This is a genomic window from Zhihengliuella sp. (assembly GCF_031178195.1).
Lineage (GTDB): Bacteria > Actinomycetota > Actinomycetes > Actinomycetales > Micrococcaceae > Zhihengliuella.
In genome coordinates, this window is the sequence record NZ_JAPSJL010000007.1 from 69,247 (window position 1) to 86,734 (window position 17,488).

At 72.3% G+C, this 17,488-nt stretch carries 14 protein-coding genes; 9 read left to right on the forward strand and 5 right to left on the reverse strand.

What is annotated here, in order from left to right; all coding sequences use genetic code 11:
• Positions 1–17 precede the first annotated feature (17 nt).
• The 3 genes from RIN46_RS10860 to rarD all read left to right on the forward strand — a co-directional run bounded on the left by RIN46_RS10860 (position 18) and on the right by rarD (position 6,244).
• Positions 18–1,214 carry a hypothetical protein gene (locus RIN46_RS10860; protein ID WP_309081187.1) on the forward strand — a complete coding sequence of 399 codons (1,197 nt, stop codon included), beginning with the start codon at positions 18–20 and terminating at the stop codon, positions 1,212–1,214.
• A complete protein-coding gene (gene eccCa / locus RIN46_RS10865) occupies positions 1,211–5,209 on the forward strand; it encodes a type VII secretion protein EccCa (RefSeq protein ID WP_309081188.1) in 3,999 nt (1,332 codons plus the stop codon). Before RIN46_RS10860 ends, eccCa begins: the two co-directional genes overlap by 4 nt.
• Before the next feature lie 87 nt (positions 5,210–5,296).
• Positions 5,297–6,244 (forward strand): EamA family transporter RarD, encoded by a 948-nt coding sequence (gene rarD / locus RIN46_RS10870; RefSeq protein WP_309081189.1) that lies wholly within the window; start codon positions 5,297–5,299, stop codon positions 6,242–6,244.
• A 192-nt stretch (positions 6,245–6,436) separates the two neighbouring features.
• Here rarD and RIN46_RS10875 read toward each other — a convergent pair whose 3' ends face one another.
• Positions 6,437–6,574: a methionine/alanine import family NSS transporter small subunit gene (locus RIN46_RS10875; RefSeq protein WP_309081190.1), complete on the reverse strand. Its 138-nt coding sequence runs from the start codon at positions 6,572–6,574 to the stop codon at positions 6,437–6,439.
• Positions 6,571–8,157 (reverse strand): sodium-dependent transporter, encoded by a 1,587-nt coding sequence (locus RIN46_RS10880; RefSeq protein WP_309081191.1) that lies wholly within the window; start codon positions 8,155–8,157, stop codon positions 6,571–6,573. Before RIN46_RS10880 ends, RIN46_RS10875 begins: the two co-directional genes overlap by 4 nt.
• Positions 8,158–8,362: 205 nt before the next feature.
• On the opposite strand from RIN46_RS10880, the gene RIN46_RS10885 reads away from it, so the two are divergent.
• Complete coding sequence (locus tag RIN46_RS10885; protein ID WP_309081192.1) at positions 8,363–8,797, forward strand: hypothetical protein; 435 nt, start codon at positions 8,363–8,365, stop codon at positions 8,795–8,797.
• Between the two features lies 1 nt (position 8,798).
• Entirely contained in the window at positions 8,799–9,305 is a 507-nt protein-coding gene (locus RIN46_RS10890) for an HIT family protein (RefSeq protein ID WP_309081193.1), read from the forward strand.
• A 62-nt stretch (positions 9,306–9,367) separates the two neighbouring features.
• Here the strand turns inward: RIN46_RS10890 and RIN46_RS10895 are convergent, their stop codons facing one another.
• Positions 9,368–10,489, reverse strand: coding sequence for a polyprenyl synthetase family protein (locus RIN46_RS10895; protein ID WP_309081194.1), 1,122 nt, complete (start codon positions 10,487–10,489; stop codon positions 9,368–9,370).
• A 100-nt stretch (positions 10,490–10,589) separates the two neighbouring features.
• The gene (locus RIN46_RS10900) at positions 10,590–11,360 is read right to left on the reverse strand and encodes a demethylmenaquinone methyltransferase (RefSeq protein WP_309081195.1); all 771 of its coding nucleotides are present in this window, start codon (positions 11,358–11,360) and stop codon (positions 10,590–10,592) included.
• A 212-nt stretch (positions 11,361–11,572) separates the two neighbouring features.
• On the opposite strand from RIN46_RS10900, the gene RIN46_RS10905 reads away from it, so the two are divergent.
• The 4 genes from RIN46_RS10905 (at position 11,573) to RIN46_RS10920 (ending at position 15,434) form a co-directional block, all read left to right on the forward strand.
• The gene (locus RIN46_RS10905; RefSeq protein WP_309081268.1) at positions 11,573–12,820 is read left to right on the forward strand and encodes an isochorismate synthase; all 1,248 of its coding nucleotides are present in this window, start codon (positions 11,573–11,575) and stop codon (positions 12,818–12,820) included.
• A gap of 139 nt (positions 12,821–12,959) precedes the next feature.
• Positions 12,960–13,772, forward strand: a complete 813-nt coding sequence (locus tag RIN46_RS10910) for an ABC transporter substrate-binding protein (protein WP_309081196.1) — start codon at positions 12,960–12,962, stop codon at positions 13,770–13,772.
• Positions 13,773–13,845: 73 nt separating this feature from the next.
• Positions 13,846–14,640: an amino acid ABC transporter permease gene (locus tag RIN46_RS10915; protein WP_309081197.1), complete on the forward strand. Its 795-nt coding sequence runs from the start codon at positions 13,846–13,848 to the stop codon at positions 14,638–14,640.
• Positions 14,641–14,657: 17 nt separating this feature from the next.
• A complete protein-coding gene (locus RIN46_RS10920; protein ID WP_309081198.1) occupies positions 14,658–15,434 on the forward strand; it encodes an amino acid ABC transporter ATP-binding protein in 777 nt (258 codons plus the stop codon).
• 145 nt (positions 15,435–15,579) lie between these two features.
• On the opposite strand, the gene menD is transcribed toward RIN46_RS10920, so the two are convergent.
• Positions 15,580–17,382 carry a 2-succinyl-5-enolpyruvyl-6-hydroxy-3-cyclohexene-1-carboxylic-acid synthase gene (gene menD, locus RIN46_RS10925; protein ID WP_309081199.1) on the reverse strand — a complete coding sequence of 601 codons (1,803 nt, stop codon included), beginning with the start codon at positions 17,380–17,382 and terminating at the stop codon, positions 15,580–15,582.
• Positions 17,383–17,488 lie beyond the last annotated feature (106 nt).

Genomic DNA, 17,488 nt, shown 5'->3' on the forward strand with positions numbered 1-17,488 from the left:
CGCCTCGAGAGTCTCTGATGTCGACGAACACTCCCCCGCCCCCGCCGGGCGAACCGCGCCGCCCGCTCTCCCGCACGCTCCCGGACCCGTGGGGGCCCGACGACGGGGCCTCCCGCTCGTCCGGGGCCCCGGACTCGCCGGGGCATCCCGGGGTGCGCCGGACCATCGAGCAACCGGTCCCCCGCGCCTCGCGCCGGACCGCCGGGGCGGCCCGCGGCGGACGCGCCGGCGTCACCGCCGGCACGGGGGCCGGCGGGGTCGGCGAGGCCCTGAGCTACGACGTGCTGCGGCTCTCCAGCGTCCGCGGCAGCGACTCCCTGCTCGCGCGCACCCTCGGCTCGCTCGCGGGCGGAGACCCGGACGCCCAGCAGCTGCCCGAGCTGACGGCCCTCGCGCAGGCCCCGGTCGCCACCGGACGCCGGGTGGCCGTCTTCGCGACCCGCGGGGGCGCCGGCGCCACCACGACGGCGGTGCTCCTGGCCCGGTTCTTCTCCGCGGCCCGCCCGGACCGGGTGGCGATCCTCGATGCGGCCGAGGAGCACGGGACGCTCGGCCTGCGGCTCGGGGCCGTCCGCGGCAGCGGCGGGCCGGCGACGCTGGCCGGGCTGCTGCCGGCGACCACCGGCGGGAACCTGCCCACCGCCGAGGAGCTGGACGGGCTGCTCGGGCACGCGGCGGGGAACCTCGCGGCCACCGCCAGTCCGGGGGCCGACGCGTCGGCGGACCAGTCCGCCCACGAGATCCCGGGCTCGCTCCTCCGCGAGGCCTGCGCCACCATCTCCCGCTACTTCGCGCTGACGATCGTCGACTGCCCCACGGGCGTGCTGCGCCCGGCGACCGGCGCCGCCCTGGCCGACGCGCACGCCGCCGTCTGGGTGGTGCCGGGCACGCTCAGCGGGGTCGAGGACGCGATGGCGCGCCTGGCCGCCCCGACGCTGCGCGGCCTGGCCGCCTCCGGGCGGCTCCTCCTCGTCGTCGCCCAGCAGGACCGTGCCGCCGCCGTCCCGGCCTCCGTCCACGTCCGGCGGTTCAACGAGCTCGGCTACGAGGCGCACGTCCTGGGGTACGACGCGCATCTGGCGGCCGGGGCCCGCATCCGCGCCGGCCTGCTCGGGGCGGAGCGGCGCACGGCGCTCGCCCGGCTGGCCGCTCGCGTCCTGGAGGTCGCGAACACCGCGCCCCGCTCCCCGGACCGCACGGGGCCGCGGGCATGAGCCAGCGCCTCGTCCACCGCCCGGCGCGGACCACGCCGCCGCTGCGCGAGTACCGCCCGTTCTCGATCGATGCCCCGCCGCCCAGCGACGGCGAGGTCAGCGGACCCAACATGATGGCGATCGTGCCCATGCTCGGCGGCGCCGTCTCCATGACGGTCATGATGCTCTTCCGCAACTCCCCCTTCGCCGCGGTCGGCGCCATGATGATGGTCCTGACCGTGGTGGTCGCCGTCTTCATGATGTTCAGCCAGCGCGGCCGCCAGCAGCGCCAGCGGCGGCAGGCCCGCGACCTGTACCTGCGCTACCTCGAGCGCACCCGGGTGAAGCTGCGCGCCGACGAGCAGGAGGCCCTGGCGACGGCCCGGGTCGCGAGCCCGCCGCCGGAGGCGCTGTTCGACGTCGTGCGCAACCCGCTGCGCCTGTGGGAGCGGCGCCGCTCCAACGAGGACTTCCTGCACGTCCGCCTCGGCACCGGGGACCGGCCGGTGCGCAGCCTCCACGTCTCGGAGGCCGCCGGACCCGGGCAGCTCGAGGACACGTTCATGGCCGCCGAGGCCGAGATCCTCCGTCGCCGCTACGCCACCAGCCCCACCATGCCCGTGACCGTGCCGCTGGACGGCGTCGGGAACGTCTCGGTGGTCGGCTCGCGCGGCTTCGCCCTCGCCGTCGCGCGGAACCTGCTCACCAGCGCCGCGGCCCTGCACTCCCCCGAGGACCTGGGACTCGGGCTCGCCGTCCCCACGGACCGCCGCGAGGACTGGGGCTGGGCCAAGTGGCTCCCCCACCTCGCGGACCAGCAGCAGACGACGGCGGCCGGGCCGGTCCGCCGGATCGGCGCCGGGATCGACGACCTCGCCGATCTGATGGCGCCCGAGCTCGCCCAGCGCTCCAAGTTCGCCGCGGAGGCCCGCAAGAACGCGGAGTCCGCCTCCGGTGCGCTCGCCCGGCTGCTCCTGGTCAGCGACGTGCACGGGGCGCCGGCCCAGGAGCTCCCTCTCGCGGACCGCTACGTGACCCCCGCCCAGCTGGGCGTGACCGTCCTGCACCTCGTCTCCCGCCGCGACGACGAGCCCGACGACGTCGCGCTGCGGATCACCGAGACCGGGGACGGGTTCCGGCTCGAGGACTACCGGAGCGACCCGGCCCAGCCCGTGGTCCGCCACGGCGAGCTGGACGGGCTCGATGCGGCCACGGCCGGCGCGCTGGCCCGGGAGCTGGCGCCGCTGCGGCTCTCGGCCGATTCCCTGGAGCATGGCCCGTCCACCAGCGGCGGGCAGTCCTTCCTGGAGATGCTCGGGCTCACCCCGGAGCTCGGCCGGGCGGACGTCGAGCGGACCTGGCGCCCCCGCGCCGACGCCGACTTCCTGCGCGTCCCCCTCGGCCCGGACGACCGCGGCAAGCCGGTCATGCTCGATCTGAAGGAGTCCGCCCAGCTCGGCATGGGCCCGCACGGGCTCTGCGTGGGGGCCACCGGCTCCGGCAAGTCGGAGATGCTCCGCTCCCTCGTCTTCGGGCTGCTGGCCACCCATTCCCCCGATGTGCTGGCGATGGTGCTGGTCGACTTCAAGGGCGGCGCCACGTTCGCCCCGTTCGAAGGCGCCCCGCAGGTCACCGGCATCATCACCAACCTCTCCGACGACCTCTCGCTGATCGAGCGCGTCTACGCCAGCCTGAACGGCGAGATCCTCCGCCGCCAAGAGGTACTCAAGGCCGCCGGCAACATCGCGAACATCACCGACTACCAGGTCCACCGGGCCGAGCGCCTGGCCCGCGGCGAGGACATGGACCCGCTGCCGCACCTGGTGGTCATCATCGACGAGTTCGGCGAGCTCCTCACGGCCCGGCCGGACTTCATCGACCTCTTCCTCTCCATCGGCCGCATCGGCCGCTCCATCGGCGTGCACCTCCTGCTGTCCTCGCAGCGGGTCGAGGGCGGCAAGCTCAAGGGGCTGGAGACCTACCTGTCCTACCGGATCGGGCTGCGCACCCTCTCCGAGGCGGAGTCCCGCACCGTCCTGGACACCGGCGACGCGTTCCACCTGCCGCCCATGCCCGGCTACGGCTACCTCAAGGTGGACACGACCGTCTACACGCGCTTCAAGTCCGGCTACGTCTCCGGCGCCGTCGACGCCGAGCGGGGCCGTTTCGACGAGCCCGTCGAGCCGGCCCGGCCCGAGGTGCTGCCGTTGGGCTTCTACGCCGGCGAGACCGCCGTCGAGGCCGCCGACGACGGGCCCGCGACCAAGCCGGCGGGCCAGGCGCTGCCGGAGCGGACCACAGGACCGACGGTCATGTCGACCCTGATGGAGACCCTGCGGACCTTCCCTCGCTCGGTGCAGGAGATCTGGCTGCCGCCGCTGCCGGACGCCGTCACCCTGGACGCCGTCGTCGGGCAGGTCCATCCCGGCGAGCACGGCCTGCGGCTCGAGCACGGCGGCCGCCTGCGCGTCCCGATCGGCCTGCTGGACGACCCGGCCAAGCAGTGGCAGGGGCTCTGGGAGATCGACTTCGCCTCCGGGGGCGGCAATCTCATGGTCGTCGGCGGACCGCAGTCCGGCCGGAGCACCCTGCTGCGCACCATCGCATCCTCCCTGGCCCTGACGCACCGGCCCAGCGAGGTCGGCATCTACTGCGTGGACCTGCTCGGCTCGGCCCTGCTGCCGCTCGGCCGGCTCCCGCACGTGGGCGGGACCGCCATCCGGACCAACCGCGAGGTCGTCCGCCGCACCGTCGAGGAGCTCCTCGGGATGCTCTACCACCGCGAGCGGCTCTTCGAGCTGCGGCAGATCGACTCCCTCGCGACCATGCGCCGGCTGCACGCCGCGGGTGACCTGCCCGAGCTCCCCAGCGCCGACGTCTTCCTCCTCATCGACGGCTACGCCCAGCTGAACGAGGACTTCGACGAGATCCAGGACACGGTGACCACGCTCATCATGCGCGGCGGCGGCTACGGCATCCACGTGGTCGCCACCCTCAACCGCACCGGGGAGATCCGGATGGCGCAGCAGGGCTTCTTCGGCAACAAGGTCGAGCTCGCGCTGGCGGACCCGGCCGACTCCTCGATCGACCGCAAGGTCGCCCAGGGCGTGCGCTCGGACGCTCCGGGCCGCGGGCTCTCGGACCGGAAGCTGATCGGCCACGTGGCCCTGCCCCGGATCGACGGCGACGCGGACCCGGAGACACTCTCCGACGGGCTGCGCGACCTGGTCGACGCGGTGGCCGCGTCCACGAGCGAGACCGCCATGCAGGTGCGCGTCCTGCCGGCCGAGGTCTCCACCGCGGAAGCCCCCGTGCCCGCGGCGCAGGGACTGTTCCCCATCGGTCTGCGCGAGGTGGACCTGGCCGCGCAGACGATGGACATGACCCACAAGGACCGCCACCTGATCGTCATGGGCGACGAGGGCACCGGCAAGTCCAACCTGCTGCGGAACCTGATCGACACGTTCGTCGCGCAGCACACCCCGGACGAGCTCCTGTTCGCGGTCTACGACCCGCGCAAGGACCTCGACGACGTCGTCCCCGACGACTACCTGGGCGGCTACGCCGGCAGCGCCGCCGTCGGCGAACAGCTCACGGCGGCGCTCGTGAAGGAGCTGGAGATGCGGCTCAACGGCGGGACCGAGGAGGAGAAGCCGGGCACCGCGCGGCTCGTGGTGCTGGCGAACGACTACGACGTCCTCACGGCCGGGAACAGCTCCCCGCTGGGCCGCCTCGCCACCTACCTGCCGATGGCCGGGGAGCTGAATCTGAACGTCGTGCTGACGCGCAAGGTGCGCGGGGCGAGCCGCGGCATGTACGAGTCGCTGTTCTCGGTGCTGCGCGACTCCGGGTCCTCCACGCTGATCATGAGCGGCGACCGGTCCGAGGGCATGCTGGTCAACAATGTCCGCGCCCGGGCCCTGCCGCCGGGCCGCGGGCAGCTGGTCCAGACCGGCCGGCCCGTGCAGACCGTCCAGACGTTCCTGCACCCGGGCACCCCGCGGACCGACGACTGACCGGCACCGTCCGGACGGCGACCCGGTCGGGAGGGCTGGCCTGCGCGGGCCGGCCTGCGGGAAAGCGGCACTGAGTAGGATGTCCGGGTGAGCACACCACCCGCCTCCGGCCCGACCGCGGCGTCCGGGCGCCCGCCGCGCAGCGAGCAGAGCGTCGGGCTGCTCTCCGGGCTGGCGGCCTATGGCCTGTGGGGCGTCCTGCCGCTGTACTTCGTGCTGGTCTCGGCCGCGCACCCGGTGGAGATCGTCGCGAACCGCGTCCTCTGGTCCCTGGTCTTCTGCACGCTCCTGGTCCTCGTCACGCGGCAGGGCCGCCAGTTCAAGGCGTTGGTCGCGGACCCGCGCGCCATCGGCTGGCTCGGGCTGGCCGCCGCCTTCATCGCGGTCAACTGGCTGACCTACACGATGGCCGTGCTGAACCACGACACCGTCTCCGCGGCCATGGGCTACTACATCAACCCGCTGGTCTCCACGGCCCTCGGCGTGCTGCTGCTCGGCGAGCGGCTGAGCCGGCTGCAGTGGCTGGCGGTGGGCATCGCCGTCGTCGCCGTCGCCGTCCTGGCCGTCGGCTACGGCTCCCTGCCGTGGACGGCCCTGATCCTGGCGACGACGTTCGCCTTCTACGGGTACGCGAAGAACCGCGTGGGCAAGCGGACGACGGCGGTGGCGAGCCTGACGGTCGAGACGGCCCTGCTCGCGCTGCCGGCGGCGATCGCGATCGCCGTCCTCTCCGCCCGGGGGCTGGCGACGGCGGGCGAGCTGGGCGCCGGGCACTTCTGGCTCCTCGCCGCCTCCGGTGTCATCACGGCCGTCCCGCTGCTGCTCTTCGGCACGGCAGCGTCGCGGCTGCCGCTGTCGACGCTCGGCTCGCTGCAGTACCTGGCGCCGACGCTGCAGTTCGTGATCGCGCTGGCCCTCTTCCGCGAGCCCATGCCGCTGGAGCGCTGGATCGGTTTCCTGCTGGTGTGGGTCGCGATCATCGTCCTCAGCATCGACCTCTTCCGCCGTCGTCCGCGCCGGACGGCGGGCGGCTGACGCGGGACCGGGGAGACGGGGCAGGGCACGCTGAGCCGGCGCCCCGCCCGGTGCCGCCGCGTAGCCGGGTCCGCGCCGTCTGAGGTCTGACCGGCCGACCGAAATGCCATGCACGGGGCCCCTCACCCGGTTGGGTGAGGGGCCCCGGTGCATGGCGGCGGAACGACAGTCGCTCCGCGGGGTGCGGCTCGGCTAGAGCTCGGTCGCGGGCTGCGCCGGCAGATCCTCGTCCAGCTCGGGATGGCGCGAGAGGTGCGCGAGCGCCGCTGCGAGGCCGCCCCAAACGGTGACCAGCGCGATGATCATCATGATGATGGCGGTTGTGGTCATGGCTGCTTCTCCTTGCTCGGGGACAGGGTGTCCTCGTGGGCCTTGATGGCGTCGTACTCCGGATCGTCGTGCAGCAGCGAGCGGCTGCTCCACGGGATCAGGGTGAGGATGGCGGCGACGACCACCAGGGCCGCGGCCATACCCCAGCCGAACGTGTTCAGCATCCAGTCGGGGTACCCTCCGTACGGCTCGCCGATGAACGTGCGGAACGCCTCGAAGCTGATGTAGCCGAGGGCGATCGGGGCGACGACGCCCACGAGCAGCTTCCACACCCCGGCCATCCGCACGGACCCGTACAGGTTGAGGTGGTCGGACAGGACCGGCAGCTTGCGGGCGAGCCAGGCGACGACCACGACCGTCACGAACGCGCCGAACAGGATGCCGAACTGGTTGACGAACGCGTCCGCGATGTCGAGGACGTGCAGACCGGTGGTGGTGCCGAACAGCAGCACCGAGATCAGGGCCAGCGGCAGCGTCACCGCGAGCGCCGAGGCGCGGCGCGCCCAGCCCATCTTGTCCTTCACGGCCGAGATGATCACCTCGACGATCGAGGTCAGCGAGGTCAGGCCGGCGAAGACCAGCGAGCCGAAGAACAGCACGCCCAGCACCGCACCGAACGGGGCCTCCGAGATGATGGTCGGGAAGGCCATGAACGCCAGGCCGACGCCGCCGGCCGCGGACTCCTCGACCGAGGTCCCCGCCGCGACCGACATGAAGCCCAGGGCGGCGAAGACGCCGATGCCCGCGAGCATCTCGAAACCGGAGTTCGCGAAGGCCACCACCATGCCGGAACCGGTCAGGTCCGTCTTGCGGCGCAGGTAGGACGAGTACGTGACCATGATGCCGAAGGCGATCGACAGGGAGAAGAAGATGTGGCCGTAGGCCGCCGCCCACACAGCCGGATCGCCGAGGGCCTCCCAGTTGGGGGTGAAGAACGCGTTCAGGCCGGTCGCTGCTCCGGGCAGGAACAGCGAGGAGACGACCAGCAGCAGGAACATGACGAGCAGCAGCGGCATGAAGATGCCGTTGGCCCGGCCGATGCCCTTCCGGACGCCGGCGACGAGGATGACGATCGTGATGACCCAGACCGCGATGAGCGGCCACAGGACCTGCGGGACGAAGTCCAGGGCGACCCCGGGGTCGCCGACCTCCAGGAAGGTGCCCGTGAAGAAGCCCGTGGCGTCGTCGCCCCAGGCCTTGCTGATCGAGTACCACGCGTACATGCCGGCCCAGCCGATGATGACGGCGTAGTAGACGGCGATGACGAAGCACATGAGCACCTGCCACCAGCCGAGGAACTCGGCCGGCCGGCTCATGCGGCGGAACGCCAGGGGCGCGGAGCCCCGGAACTTGTGCCCGATCGCGTAGTCCAGGAACAGGAGCGGGATGCCCGCCGTCAGCAGGGCCACCAGGTACGGGATCAGGAACGCGCCGCCGCCGTTCTCGTAGGCCACGTAGGGGAATCGCCAGATGTTGCCCAGCCCGACCGCCGACCCGATGGCGGAGAGGATGAACAGCTTCCGCGAGGAAAACGTCTCGCGCACGGCGCTGTTGCCGTTGCTGCGGATGGGTGCAGTGTTCATAACCGTCACGCTAGACGGATTTCCGGCCTGCGAACATATCGGTCCCGGTATATGAAGCGTCACAATTTGGCTACAGTTCGAAAATGTTCTAGTAGTATCCCGACCGCCCCAGCGGGCGGGCCCTCTGCGCCACCGGAACACGCCGCCGGCCGCCCCTCCGGGCCGGCGCAACGGGCGGGGGCCGGAGCCGGATAGGATTTGGTGCATGGCTGAGATGTTCGTGGACAAGTTCCGCTCCCTGGTTCCGCAATACCTCGATGACCAGTGGGTTTCCGAGGACGGGCTCAGCACGCAGGAGCTCGACGAGGCGCTCGAGGAGGCCGGCGTGGAGATCCCGCTGGTGCTGCGCGAGTTCTACCTGACCCTGGGCGGCTGCGAGGACCTCATGGAGGCGTACTACTACGTCTGGGACCCCGAGGAGCTCGAGTACGACGACGGGTACCTGCTCTTCATGGAGGACGAGGACGAGAAGTACACGTGGGGTCTGCGCGTGGACCAGCTCGACGTCCCGGACCCGATCGTCCACCGCCGGAACAACCGCCGCGGCACGTGGCGGTCCGAGGAGGGGACCTTCAGCGAGTACATGCTGGACATGTACTCGTGGGTCTTCGACGAACTCGAGCCCGAGCTCGACAACTGACATGCCCGGCACGCGCCAGGGGCCGCTGTGGCGCTCCCACGCGCCGGCCGGCTACGCGTGCCCCTTCTGCGAGCTGCTCGCCGGCCAGATCGCCTCGCCCGACAACCTGTGCGCGCTCAGCGACCTGGTCTACCGGGACGCGACGGTGGCCGTCATCATGGCCTGCGACGGCTTCGGACCCTACGGCGGCCACGCCATGGTCATCCCCACGGCGCACCTGGAGACGCTCTACGAACTGCCCGACGACGTCGCCGCGGCGGTCATGCGGGCCACCCGGGAGACCGCCAAGGCGATGAAGCTCGCCTGGGCCCCCGAGGGCACCTCCACACGCCAGCACAACGAGCCCTCCGGCAACCAGCACGTCTGGCACTACCACCAGCACGTGTTCCCGCGCTACGCCGACGACAGGCTCTACGGGCAGATCCGGCACCGGGTGCCGGTCGCGGACCGTGCCCGGAAGGCCCGCGAGCTCGCGGCCGCCCTCGAGGAGCTCGGCTTCCGCGGCTGACGGCGCCCGTCGGGACGGCCAGGGCACGAGGCGGGACGTCAGAGGCTGGACCTCGCGGGAGGCTAGACGTCGCGGGTGACGACGGCGTCGGCGAACGCGGCCAGCGACGTCTTGACCGTGCCGTCGGGCAGCGGCGCCAGCGCGTTGACGGCCGCGTCGGCCCACTCGCGTGCCACCTCCCACGCCCGCGCCGTGACCGGGTGGGCCGAGAGCGCCCGCACGGCCTCGGCGAGCGCCTCGTCGCTGGCGAGGTCGCCGTCCACGAGGGCCAGGGCCTCCTGCGCGGCCGCGTCGCCGCCGGCGGCGGCCTCGCGCAGCAACAGGACGGGCAGCGTGGGGACGCCCTCGCGCAGGTCCGTGCCCGGCGTCTTGCCCGAGTTCTCCTTGGCGCCGGTCACGTCGATGACGTCGTCGGCCAGCTGGAACGCGACACCGACCTTCTCGCCGTACTCGGCCATGATCTGCTGCAGGTCCTCCGCGCCGCCGAACAGCGCGCCGAAGCGGCCGGAGGTGGAGAGCAGCGAGGCGGTCTTGTCGCCGATGACACCCAGGTAGTGCTCGATCGCGTCGTCGCCCTCGCGGGGCCCGATCGTCTCGTGGAGCTGGCCCAGGCAGAGCCGCTCGAACGTGCGCGACTGGATGTTCACGGCCTCCGGGCCCAGCTCGGAGCCGATGACGGAGGCGCGGGCGAAGATCAGGTCCCCGGCGAGGATCGCCACGGAGTTGCCCCACACCTCGTGGGCGGTCGGCGCCCCGCGGCGGTACGGCGCCGAGTCCATCACGTCGTCGTGGTACAGGGTGGCCAGGTGGGTGAGCTCGCAGACCGCGGCGGCCCGGACGACGTCGTCGTTGACGCCCTCCCCCAGCAGCGAGGAGAGCAGGACGAGCAGGGGCCGGATGCGCTTGCCGCCGGCCTCCACGAGGTGGCGGCTGGTGGCGTCGATGAGCGGATCGGAGTTGGCGACGGCGTCGCGCAGCAGCTTCTCGACGCGGGCCAGGCCCTCGGAGATCGCCGGGCCGAAGTCCGGGTCTTCGGCGACGGCGCGGAATCCGGCGGGCAGCTTGATCGTGGCAGCGAGCGCCGCCGTCTGCGGATTCAGGTCCAGCGCCTCCGGCACCGAGTGCCCGGCGGAGGTCCAGTTGCTCTGGGCTTCAGTCACGTGTCTAGCTGCCTCATTGGTCATCGCCGGGGATCCGGCTCGGTCTCGGTCCAGCGGCAGGGCGCGTCGCCCCGCACTGCTTCACTCTAGCGCCCGGCGCAACGTCTCCCCCGCCCCCGCGCGGCTAGTGCGGCCGCCGTGACGCGCGACGGCGCAGGTACTGGGAAGCGCGCTCGGCACGCTCGGCGGACTCACCCGGGGCGCCAGGCTTGAATCCGCGGTGGACGGCGACGATGCCGCCCGAGAGGTTGCGGTACTTCACGTCCTCCCAGCCGGCGTCGGCCAGCCAGCCGGCGAGCTGGTCCTGCGCGGGCCAGGCGCGGATGGACTCGGCGAGGTAGACATAGGAGTCCGGGTTGGAGGAGATCCGCTCGGCGACGGCCGGCAGGGCCTTCATCAGGTACTCGGTGTAGACCGTGCGGAACGGCGCGAACGTCGGGTGTGAGAACTCGCACACCACCACGCGGCCGCCCGGCTTGGTCACGCGCACCATCTCGCGCAGGGCCAGGTGCGGATCGGAGACGTTGCGCAGGCCGAAGCTGATGGTGACCGCGTCGAAGGTGCCGTCCGCGAACGGCAGGCTCGTGGCATCGCCGGCGACGAAGTCGATGTCGGGGCGGCGGCGCTTGCCGACCTCCAGCATGCCGAGCGAGAAGTCGCAGGCCACCACGCGGATGCCCGCGTCGGCGTAGGGCTCGGAGGAGGTGCCGGTGCCCGCCGCGAGGTCCAGGACGCTCTGCCCGGACTCCGCGCCGACGGCGTCGACCACGACCTTGCGCCACCGCCGGTCCTGGCCCAGCGAGAGGACGTCGTTCACGAGGTCATAGCGCGGCGCCACGTCGTCGAACATGGCCTGGACTTCTTCGGGACGCTTCTGCAGCGTTGCACGACTCACGTCCCACATTCTTGCAAACCTCGTCAGGGGCGCGAAACGGCACCGCGCGATCGCCGTCGGAGTAGGCTGTTGCCATCATGTCCACGCCCGCGCCCGCCCACACCAGCACCGTCTCCGGCACCGCCGCCGCACCCGGAACGACGGCGCCCGGCTCGCCCGACGCAGGCACTCCGGCACCGGTCCTGCGCAGCGCCACCTACCGCCGCCCGCCGATGAGCGAGGCCGGCTTGCTGGACTACCTGGTGCGCGACGACGCGCTGGTGTGGGCCCGCCGCGGCGACGGGATCGTCGGCTTCGGGGAGGTCGCCCGGTTCACGGCCCGGGGCGCGGCCCGCTTCGAAGGCGCGCGCCGGTGGTGGGACGCCGTCGGCCGCGCCGCCGTCGTGCTCGATCCCCTGTCCCTGCCCGGCACCGGACCGGCCGCGTTCGCCACGATCGCGTTCGACGACACGAGCGAGTGGCCGTCCACGCTGGTGATCCCACGGCTGATCGTGGGGCGGCGCGGCGACGTGAGCTGGCTGACGGTGGTCTCCGCGGACCCGGACGACGATCTGTCCGTCGAGGCGGCGGAGGCCGAGCTGGCGCTCCTGCTCGAGGAGGGCTCCTTCGACCACGAGCTCGGCTCCGGCGGGACGCTCCAGCCGGGCCGCATCTCCGACGCGGAGCACCTCGACGCGGTCGCGGCGGGCCTGGACGCCATCCGCACCGGCGAACTGACCAAGCTGGTCCTGGCGCGCGACGCCGTGGCGGAGCTGGACGAGCCCGTCGCCGTCGCGCAGGTCCTGCGCGAGCTCGCGCTGCGCTACTCCGACTGCTGGACCTACAGCGTGCGCGGCCTGGTGGGGGCGACGCCGGAGATGCTGGTCCGCGTCACCGGCACGACGGCGCAGGCGCGCGTGCTCGCCGGCACCCTGGACCGCGCCACGGCGCCCGCGGGCGACGCCGGCTACCCGGACCGCGTGCTCGCCGGCGACGAGAAGCAGCGGCACGAGCACCGGCTCGCCATCGACTCGCTGACCCGGCGGCTCGGGCCGCTCGTGGACGCGATGACCTCCCCCGCGGAGCCGTTCGTCCTGCAGCTGCCCAATGTGTGGCACCTGGCCTCGGACGTCGAGGCCCAGCTGACCCGGCACGACGACGGCCGGACGCCCAGCGCCCTGGACCTCGCCGAGGTGCTGCACCCCACCGCCGCCGTGTGCGGCACGCCCACCGAGGAGGCCGCCGCGCTGATCCGCCGGCTGGAGGGCGTGGACCGGGGTCCCTACGCGGGACCAGTCGGCTGGGTGGACGCAGCCGGGAACGGGGAGTTCGGCATCGCGCTGCGCGGCGGCGTGGTGGAGGATCCGCACCACGTCCGGCTGTACGCGGGCGGCGGGATCGTCGCCGGATCGGACCCCGCGGCCGAGCTCGCGGAGACGTGGGCCAAGATGCGGCCGATGCGCGAGGCGCTCGGAATCTGAAGATTTGCCGTCAAGTGCAGTGAATTGCATCACACCGGCTATTGTGATGTCACTGGGCGTCGCGCGTTTCGACATCTTGGATGTATAGAATCGCACGCGCTTGCATAATTTTTCACTGTCTCTTGAGAAGGACTCCCCCATGCAGATCACCCCGCGCGCCTGGAAGACCGTCGCCGTCGTCGCGGCCGCCGGCCTGGCCCTCACCGCCTGCTCCTCCGGCTCAACCGACTCCTCCCCTGAGGCATCGGCGTCGCAGCCGACGACCGCGTCGGGCGTGCCCATCTTCAACGAGGGGGAGCTGACGGTTTGCTCCGACATCCCCTACGAGCCGTTCGAGTTCACCGACGAGAGCGGTGAGATCGTCGGTTTCGACATCGACATCGCCCGCGCCATCGCCGAGGACCAGGGCGTGGAGCTGAGCATCATCGACGATTCGTTCGAGGGCATCCAGTCCGGCCTGTCGTTGAACAAGTGCGACTTCTCCATCTCCTCGATCTCGATCACCGAGGAGCGCAAGCAGAACATGGACTTCTCCGATCCATATCTCGAGGACGACCTGACGCTGATCGCCGCGGAGGGTTCCGGCATCACCGATCTGGAGTCCGCCAAGGACAAGCGCGTCGGCGTGCAGGCCGGCACCACGGGCGAGACGTACGCGCAGGAGAACGGACTCTCGCCGCAGGGCTTCGACGACTCGGGCCTGCAGATCCAGGCACTGAAGGCTGGAACGGTCGATGCCGTCCTCGGCAATGTGTCCGTGCTCGCCTACGCGGTCAAGGACGAGTCGGGCTTCGAGCGCGTCGCGGACTTCGAGACCGGCGAGCAGCTGGGCATCTCCGTCAAGAAGGGCAACACCGAGATGCTCGAGGCCGTCAACAGCACCCTGTCCCGCCTCGAGGAGTCCGGCGAGATGGCCGAGCTCGAGGCCAAGTGGTTCGGCGAAGCCGAGTAACACCCGCTCGACGCATCCGCCGGGTGGGGTCCGCCGCTGCGGGCCCCACCCGCTCATGAAAGGCACCTGAACCATGGCCATGACCGCTCGCCAACGAGCCCGGACCAGCCTCTACGTCCAGCTCGGTCTCTTCGTCGTCGCCGTCGTCGCGCTGGTGATCACCATCGACTGGGCGACCATCCGCAGCGCGTTCTTCAATTTCGAGGCCATCGGCGGGATGTTCCCCACGATCATCCTCGTCGGCCTGAAGAACACGATCTTCTACACAATCATCTCCTTCGCCTTCGGCTTGGCCCTCGGCCTCCTGCTGGCCCTGATGAAGATGGCCACGTTCGCCCCGTACCGGTGGATCGCCACCGGTTACATCGAGTTCTTCCGCGGCATTCCGGCCCTGCTCGTGTTCATCACCTTCGGCTTCGGCATCCCCACCGCCTTCCCGGGCGTGGTGTGGCCGACCTGGCTGGTCGTCATGGTCGCCCTCGGCCTGGTGGCCGCCGCCTACATCGCCGAGACACTCCGCGCGGGCCTGCAGGCCGTCCCCAGGGGCCAGTACGAGGCCGCGCGCTCGCTCGGCATGCCTGGCTGGCGCGCCATGCTGACCATCGTGATCCCGCAGGCCTTCCGGATCGTCATGCCGCCGCTGACCAACGAGTTCATCCTGGTCACCAAGGACACATCCCTGATCTTCGTGCTCGGTCTCGCCATGGGCGACTATGAACTCACGAAGTTCGGCCGCGACGGCATCCTGCAGTACGGCGCCGGCATCACGCCCCTCGTGGTCGCCGGTGCGATGTACCTGATCATCACCCTGCCGCTCGGCCAGCTCGCGCGGAAGCTCGAGTCCCGGTCCGCTCGGACGAAGCGCTAGGAGAAGAGGAGTCACCCATGACTGAGACCAAGCGTTCCACCGCGGCGGGCGTCAAGATCACCGACCTGTCGAAGTCCTACGGCCCGGTCGAGGTCCTCAAGGCCATCAACCTCGAGGTCAAGCCCGGGGAGGTCGTCTGCCTGATCGGCCCCTCCGGGTCCGGCAAGTCCACCCTGCTGCGGTGCGTGAATCTCCTGGAGCAGCCCAACGGCGGATCGATCGACGTGGGCGGTTACAACGTCACCGACCCCGATGTCGATGTGGACCAGATGCGCCGCCACGTGGGCATGGTGTTCCAGCAGTTCAATCTGTTCCCGCATCTCACGGTTCTCCAGAACTGCACCGTCGCGCAGCAGAAGGTCCTCAAGCGCGGCAGGGCGGAGGCGGAGAAGGTCGCCCAGGCCAATCTGGAGAAGGTCGGGCTCGGCACGTTCGCCTCGCGTTACCCGGACCAGCTCTCGGGCGGGCAGCAGCAGCGCGTCGCGATCGCCCGCGCGCTCTCCATGGACCCGAACCTGATGCTCTTCGACGAGCCGACCTCGGCACTGGATCCAGAGACCGTCGGCGAGGTCCTGTCGATCATGCGCAACCTCGCACGCGACGGCATGACCATGCTGGTGGTCACCCACGAGATGGCGTTCGCCCGCGATGTGGCGGACCGCGTGGTTTTCATGGACGGTGGCGTCGTCGTCGAGGAGGGCACCTCCGAGGAGGTCATCGGCAACCCCCAGCAGCCGCGGACGCAGGACTTCCTCAAACGCGTCCTGGACCCGACGCACGTCGACGTCGAATAGCCCGCCGGCGCGTCTCAGCGGCGCCCGCCTCCCGCTCCCAGTGGAGCAGCGGAGGCGGGCGCCGCCGTCGTTTCGGGGCGGCGACGCGGCGCCCTGCTTCCCCGAAGACCGGACCGCGCCACCATCGTCGGGTCCGCGCCCACGCCTAACCGAGGACGGCGGCGAGCGCCTGTGTGATCCGGCCGTTGCGCTCGACCACCCGGTCCCGCAGCAGTGCGACGTCGATGATGCGCCGCGGCCGCGCGGGCGACGCGGCGAGGACCGCCCGCAGCTCCTCCAGCGTCCGGACGGCTGCATAGTCGAGCCCGTACGCCTCGGCCAGGGCCTCGAGCCGCACGCGGTGCGGGGTTCCGAAGAGGCGCTCGACGGCGTCCCCGTAGGCGCCGCCCGCGGCCACCTGGCCGTGCTCGAGCGTCGAGAAGATCGCCCCGCCGGCGTCGTTGAGGACCACGACGTCGAGGGGAGGCTCGATCTCCCCGTCGCCGAGGAGCAGCCCGCCGACGTCGTGCAGGAACGTCACGTCGCCCACGAGCAGGCACGTGCGCGCGCCCTCCGGCCCGGAGGTGCCGGCGGTCGCGATGCCTGTGGCCGTGGCGACGGTGCCGTCGATCCCGGCCAGGCCGCGGTTCGCGTAGACACGCCGCTCCCCCGCACCGGCGGCGGGGGGCGCCCAGAGATCGGCGTCGCGGATCGCGTTCGAGGAGCCGATGACCAGTTGCTCCAGCGCAGCCTCCCAGACGGCCCGGGCGACGTCGGGACCGGTCAGCCCGCCGCGCCGCTCGGCCTCCAGCACCTGCTCCACGGCCGCTTCCGCCAGCTCGGCGGCCCCCCGCCACGCGTCGAGCCACCAGGCCGGTCCGGCGCCGGCGAAGGCCGCGAGCTCGTCGAGGTCGGCGATCACGGCCTCGCGCCGGCGGCCCGGTTCGAACCAGCCGACCGGGTCCGGGACGTACAGGGCGGAGGGGATCCGCGCGTCGGCGAGCAGCCGGGCGACGGGCCGGCTGAGGGTCGGCCGGCCGAACACGACTACCCGCTCGATCCGCTCCCCGGACGGCGCCGGGGCGTCCCCGTGGCCGGCGAAGTAGCCCAGCAGGACGCGGTACGGGCCGATCGCGTTCGGTCCGAACCGCGCGTTGGAGCTCGGCTCCGCGAGCAACGGCAGGTCCAGCACGCGGGCGAACCGCTCGGCCTCCGCACCGGCGCCGTGCCCGGCGACCACGACCGTCCGGCGCCGGGGCAGGTCTGCCGCGGACACCGCCGGCTGCCGCACCGCCGCGCGCCCGGCAGCGGGCTCGACGGCAGGGGCGGCCGCGGTCCGGGACCCGGTCCCCCGGGACCGGCTCGCCCCGGCGAGGCTGTCGCCGTCGTCCGGGACGAGCGGGTCGCGGAACTCGACGTTGACATGCACGGGCCCCACGCCGCGGGCGCCGCAGCCCGCGAGCGCCGTCAGGACCGGCTCCAGGCGCGTGCGGGGGTCCGCCCCCGCGGGGACGCCGACCTCGGCGCGCACGTGCGTCCCGAAGATCCCGGACTGGCGGGTGGTCTGGTTGGCGCCGGTGCCGTGGAGCTCGGCCGGGCGGTCCGCGGAGAGCACCACGAGGGGCACCCCGGCGTGGTCGGCCTCCATCACGGCCGGCAGGAGCTCGCCGACGGCGGTGCCGGACGTCGTCGCCACGGCCACGGGCGCACCGGAGGCGAGGGCCAGGCCCAGAGCGGTGAAGCCGGCGTCGCGCTCGTCGATGCGCACGTGCACCGCGAGCCGCCCGGCGGACTCGGCCTCCGCGGCGGCGTACGCCAGCGGGGCGCTGCGCGAGCCCGGGGACAGCAGGAGGTGGCCCACCCCCTGCTCGAGGAGTTCGTCGAGCAGGAGGCGGGCCACCTCGAGCGAGCCCAGTTCGAGCGAGCCCAGTTCGCGGGGATCGGGGGTCGTGGCGCCGGACGTCGTCATGCCCCCATCCTAGGGCGGGCCCGGTGGCGCCCCGCGCGCCTCGCTCCTGGCCAGAGCCGGTTCCCACCGCCGCGGCCGGCGGGTTGCGCGCCCCGGACCCGCCGGG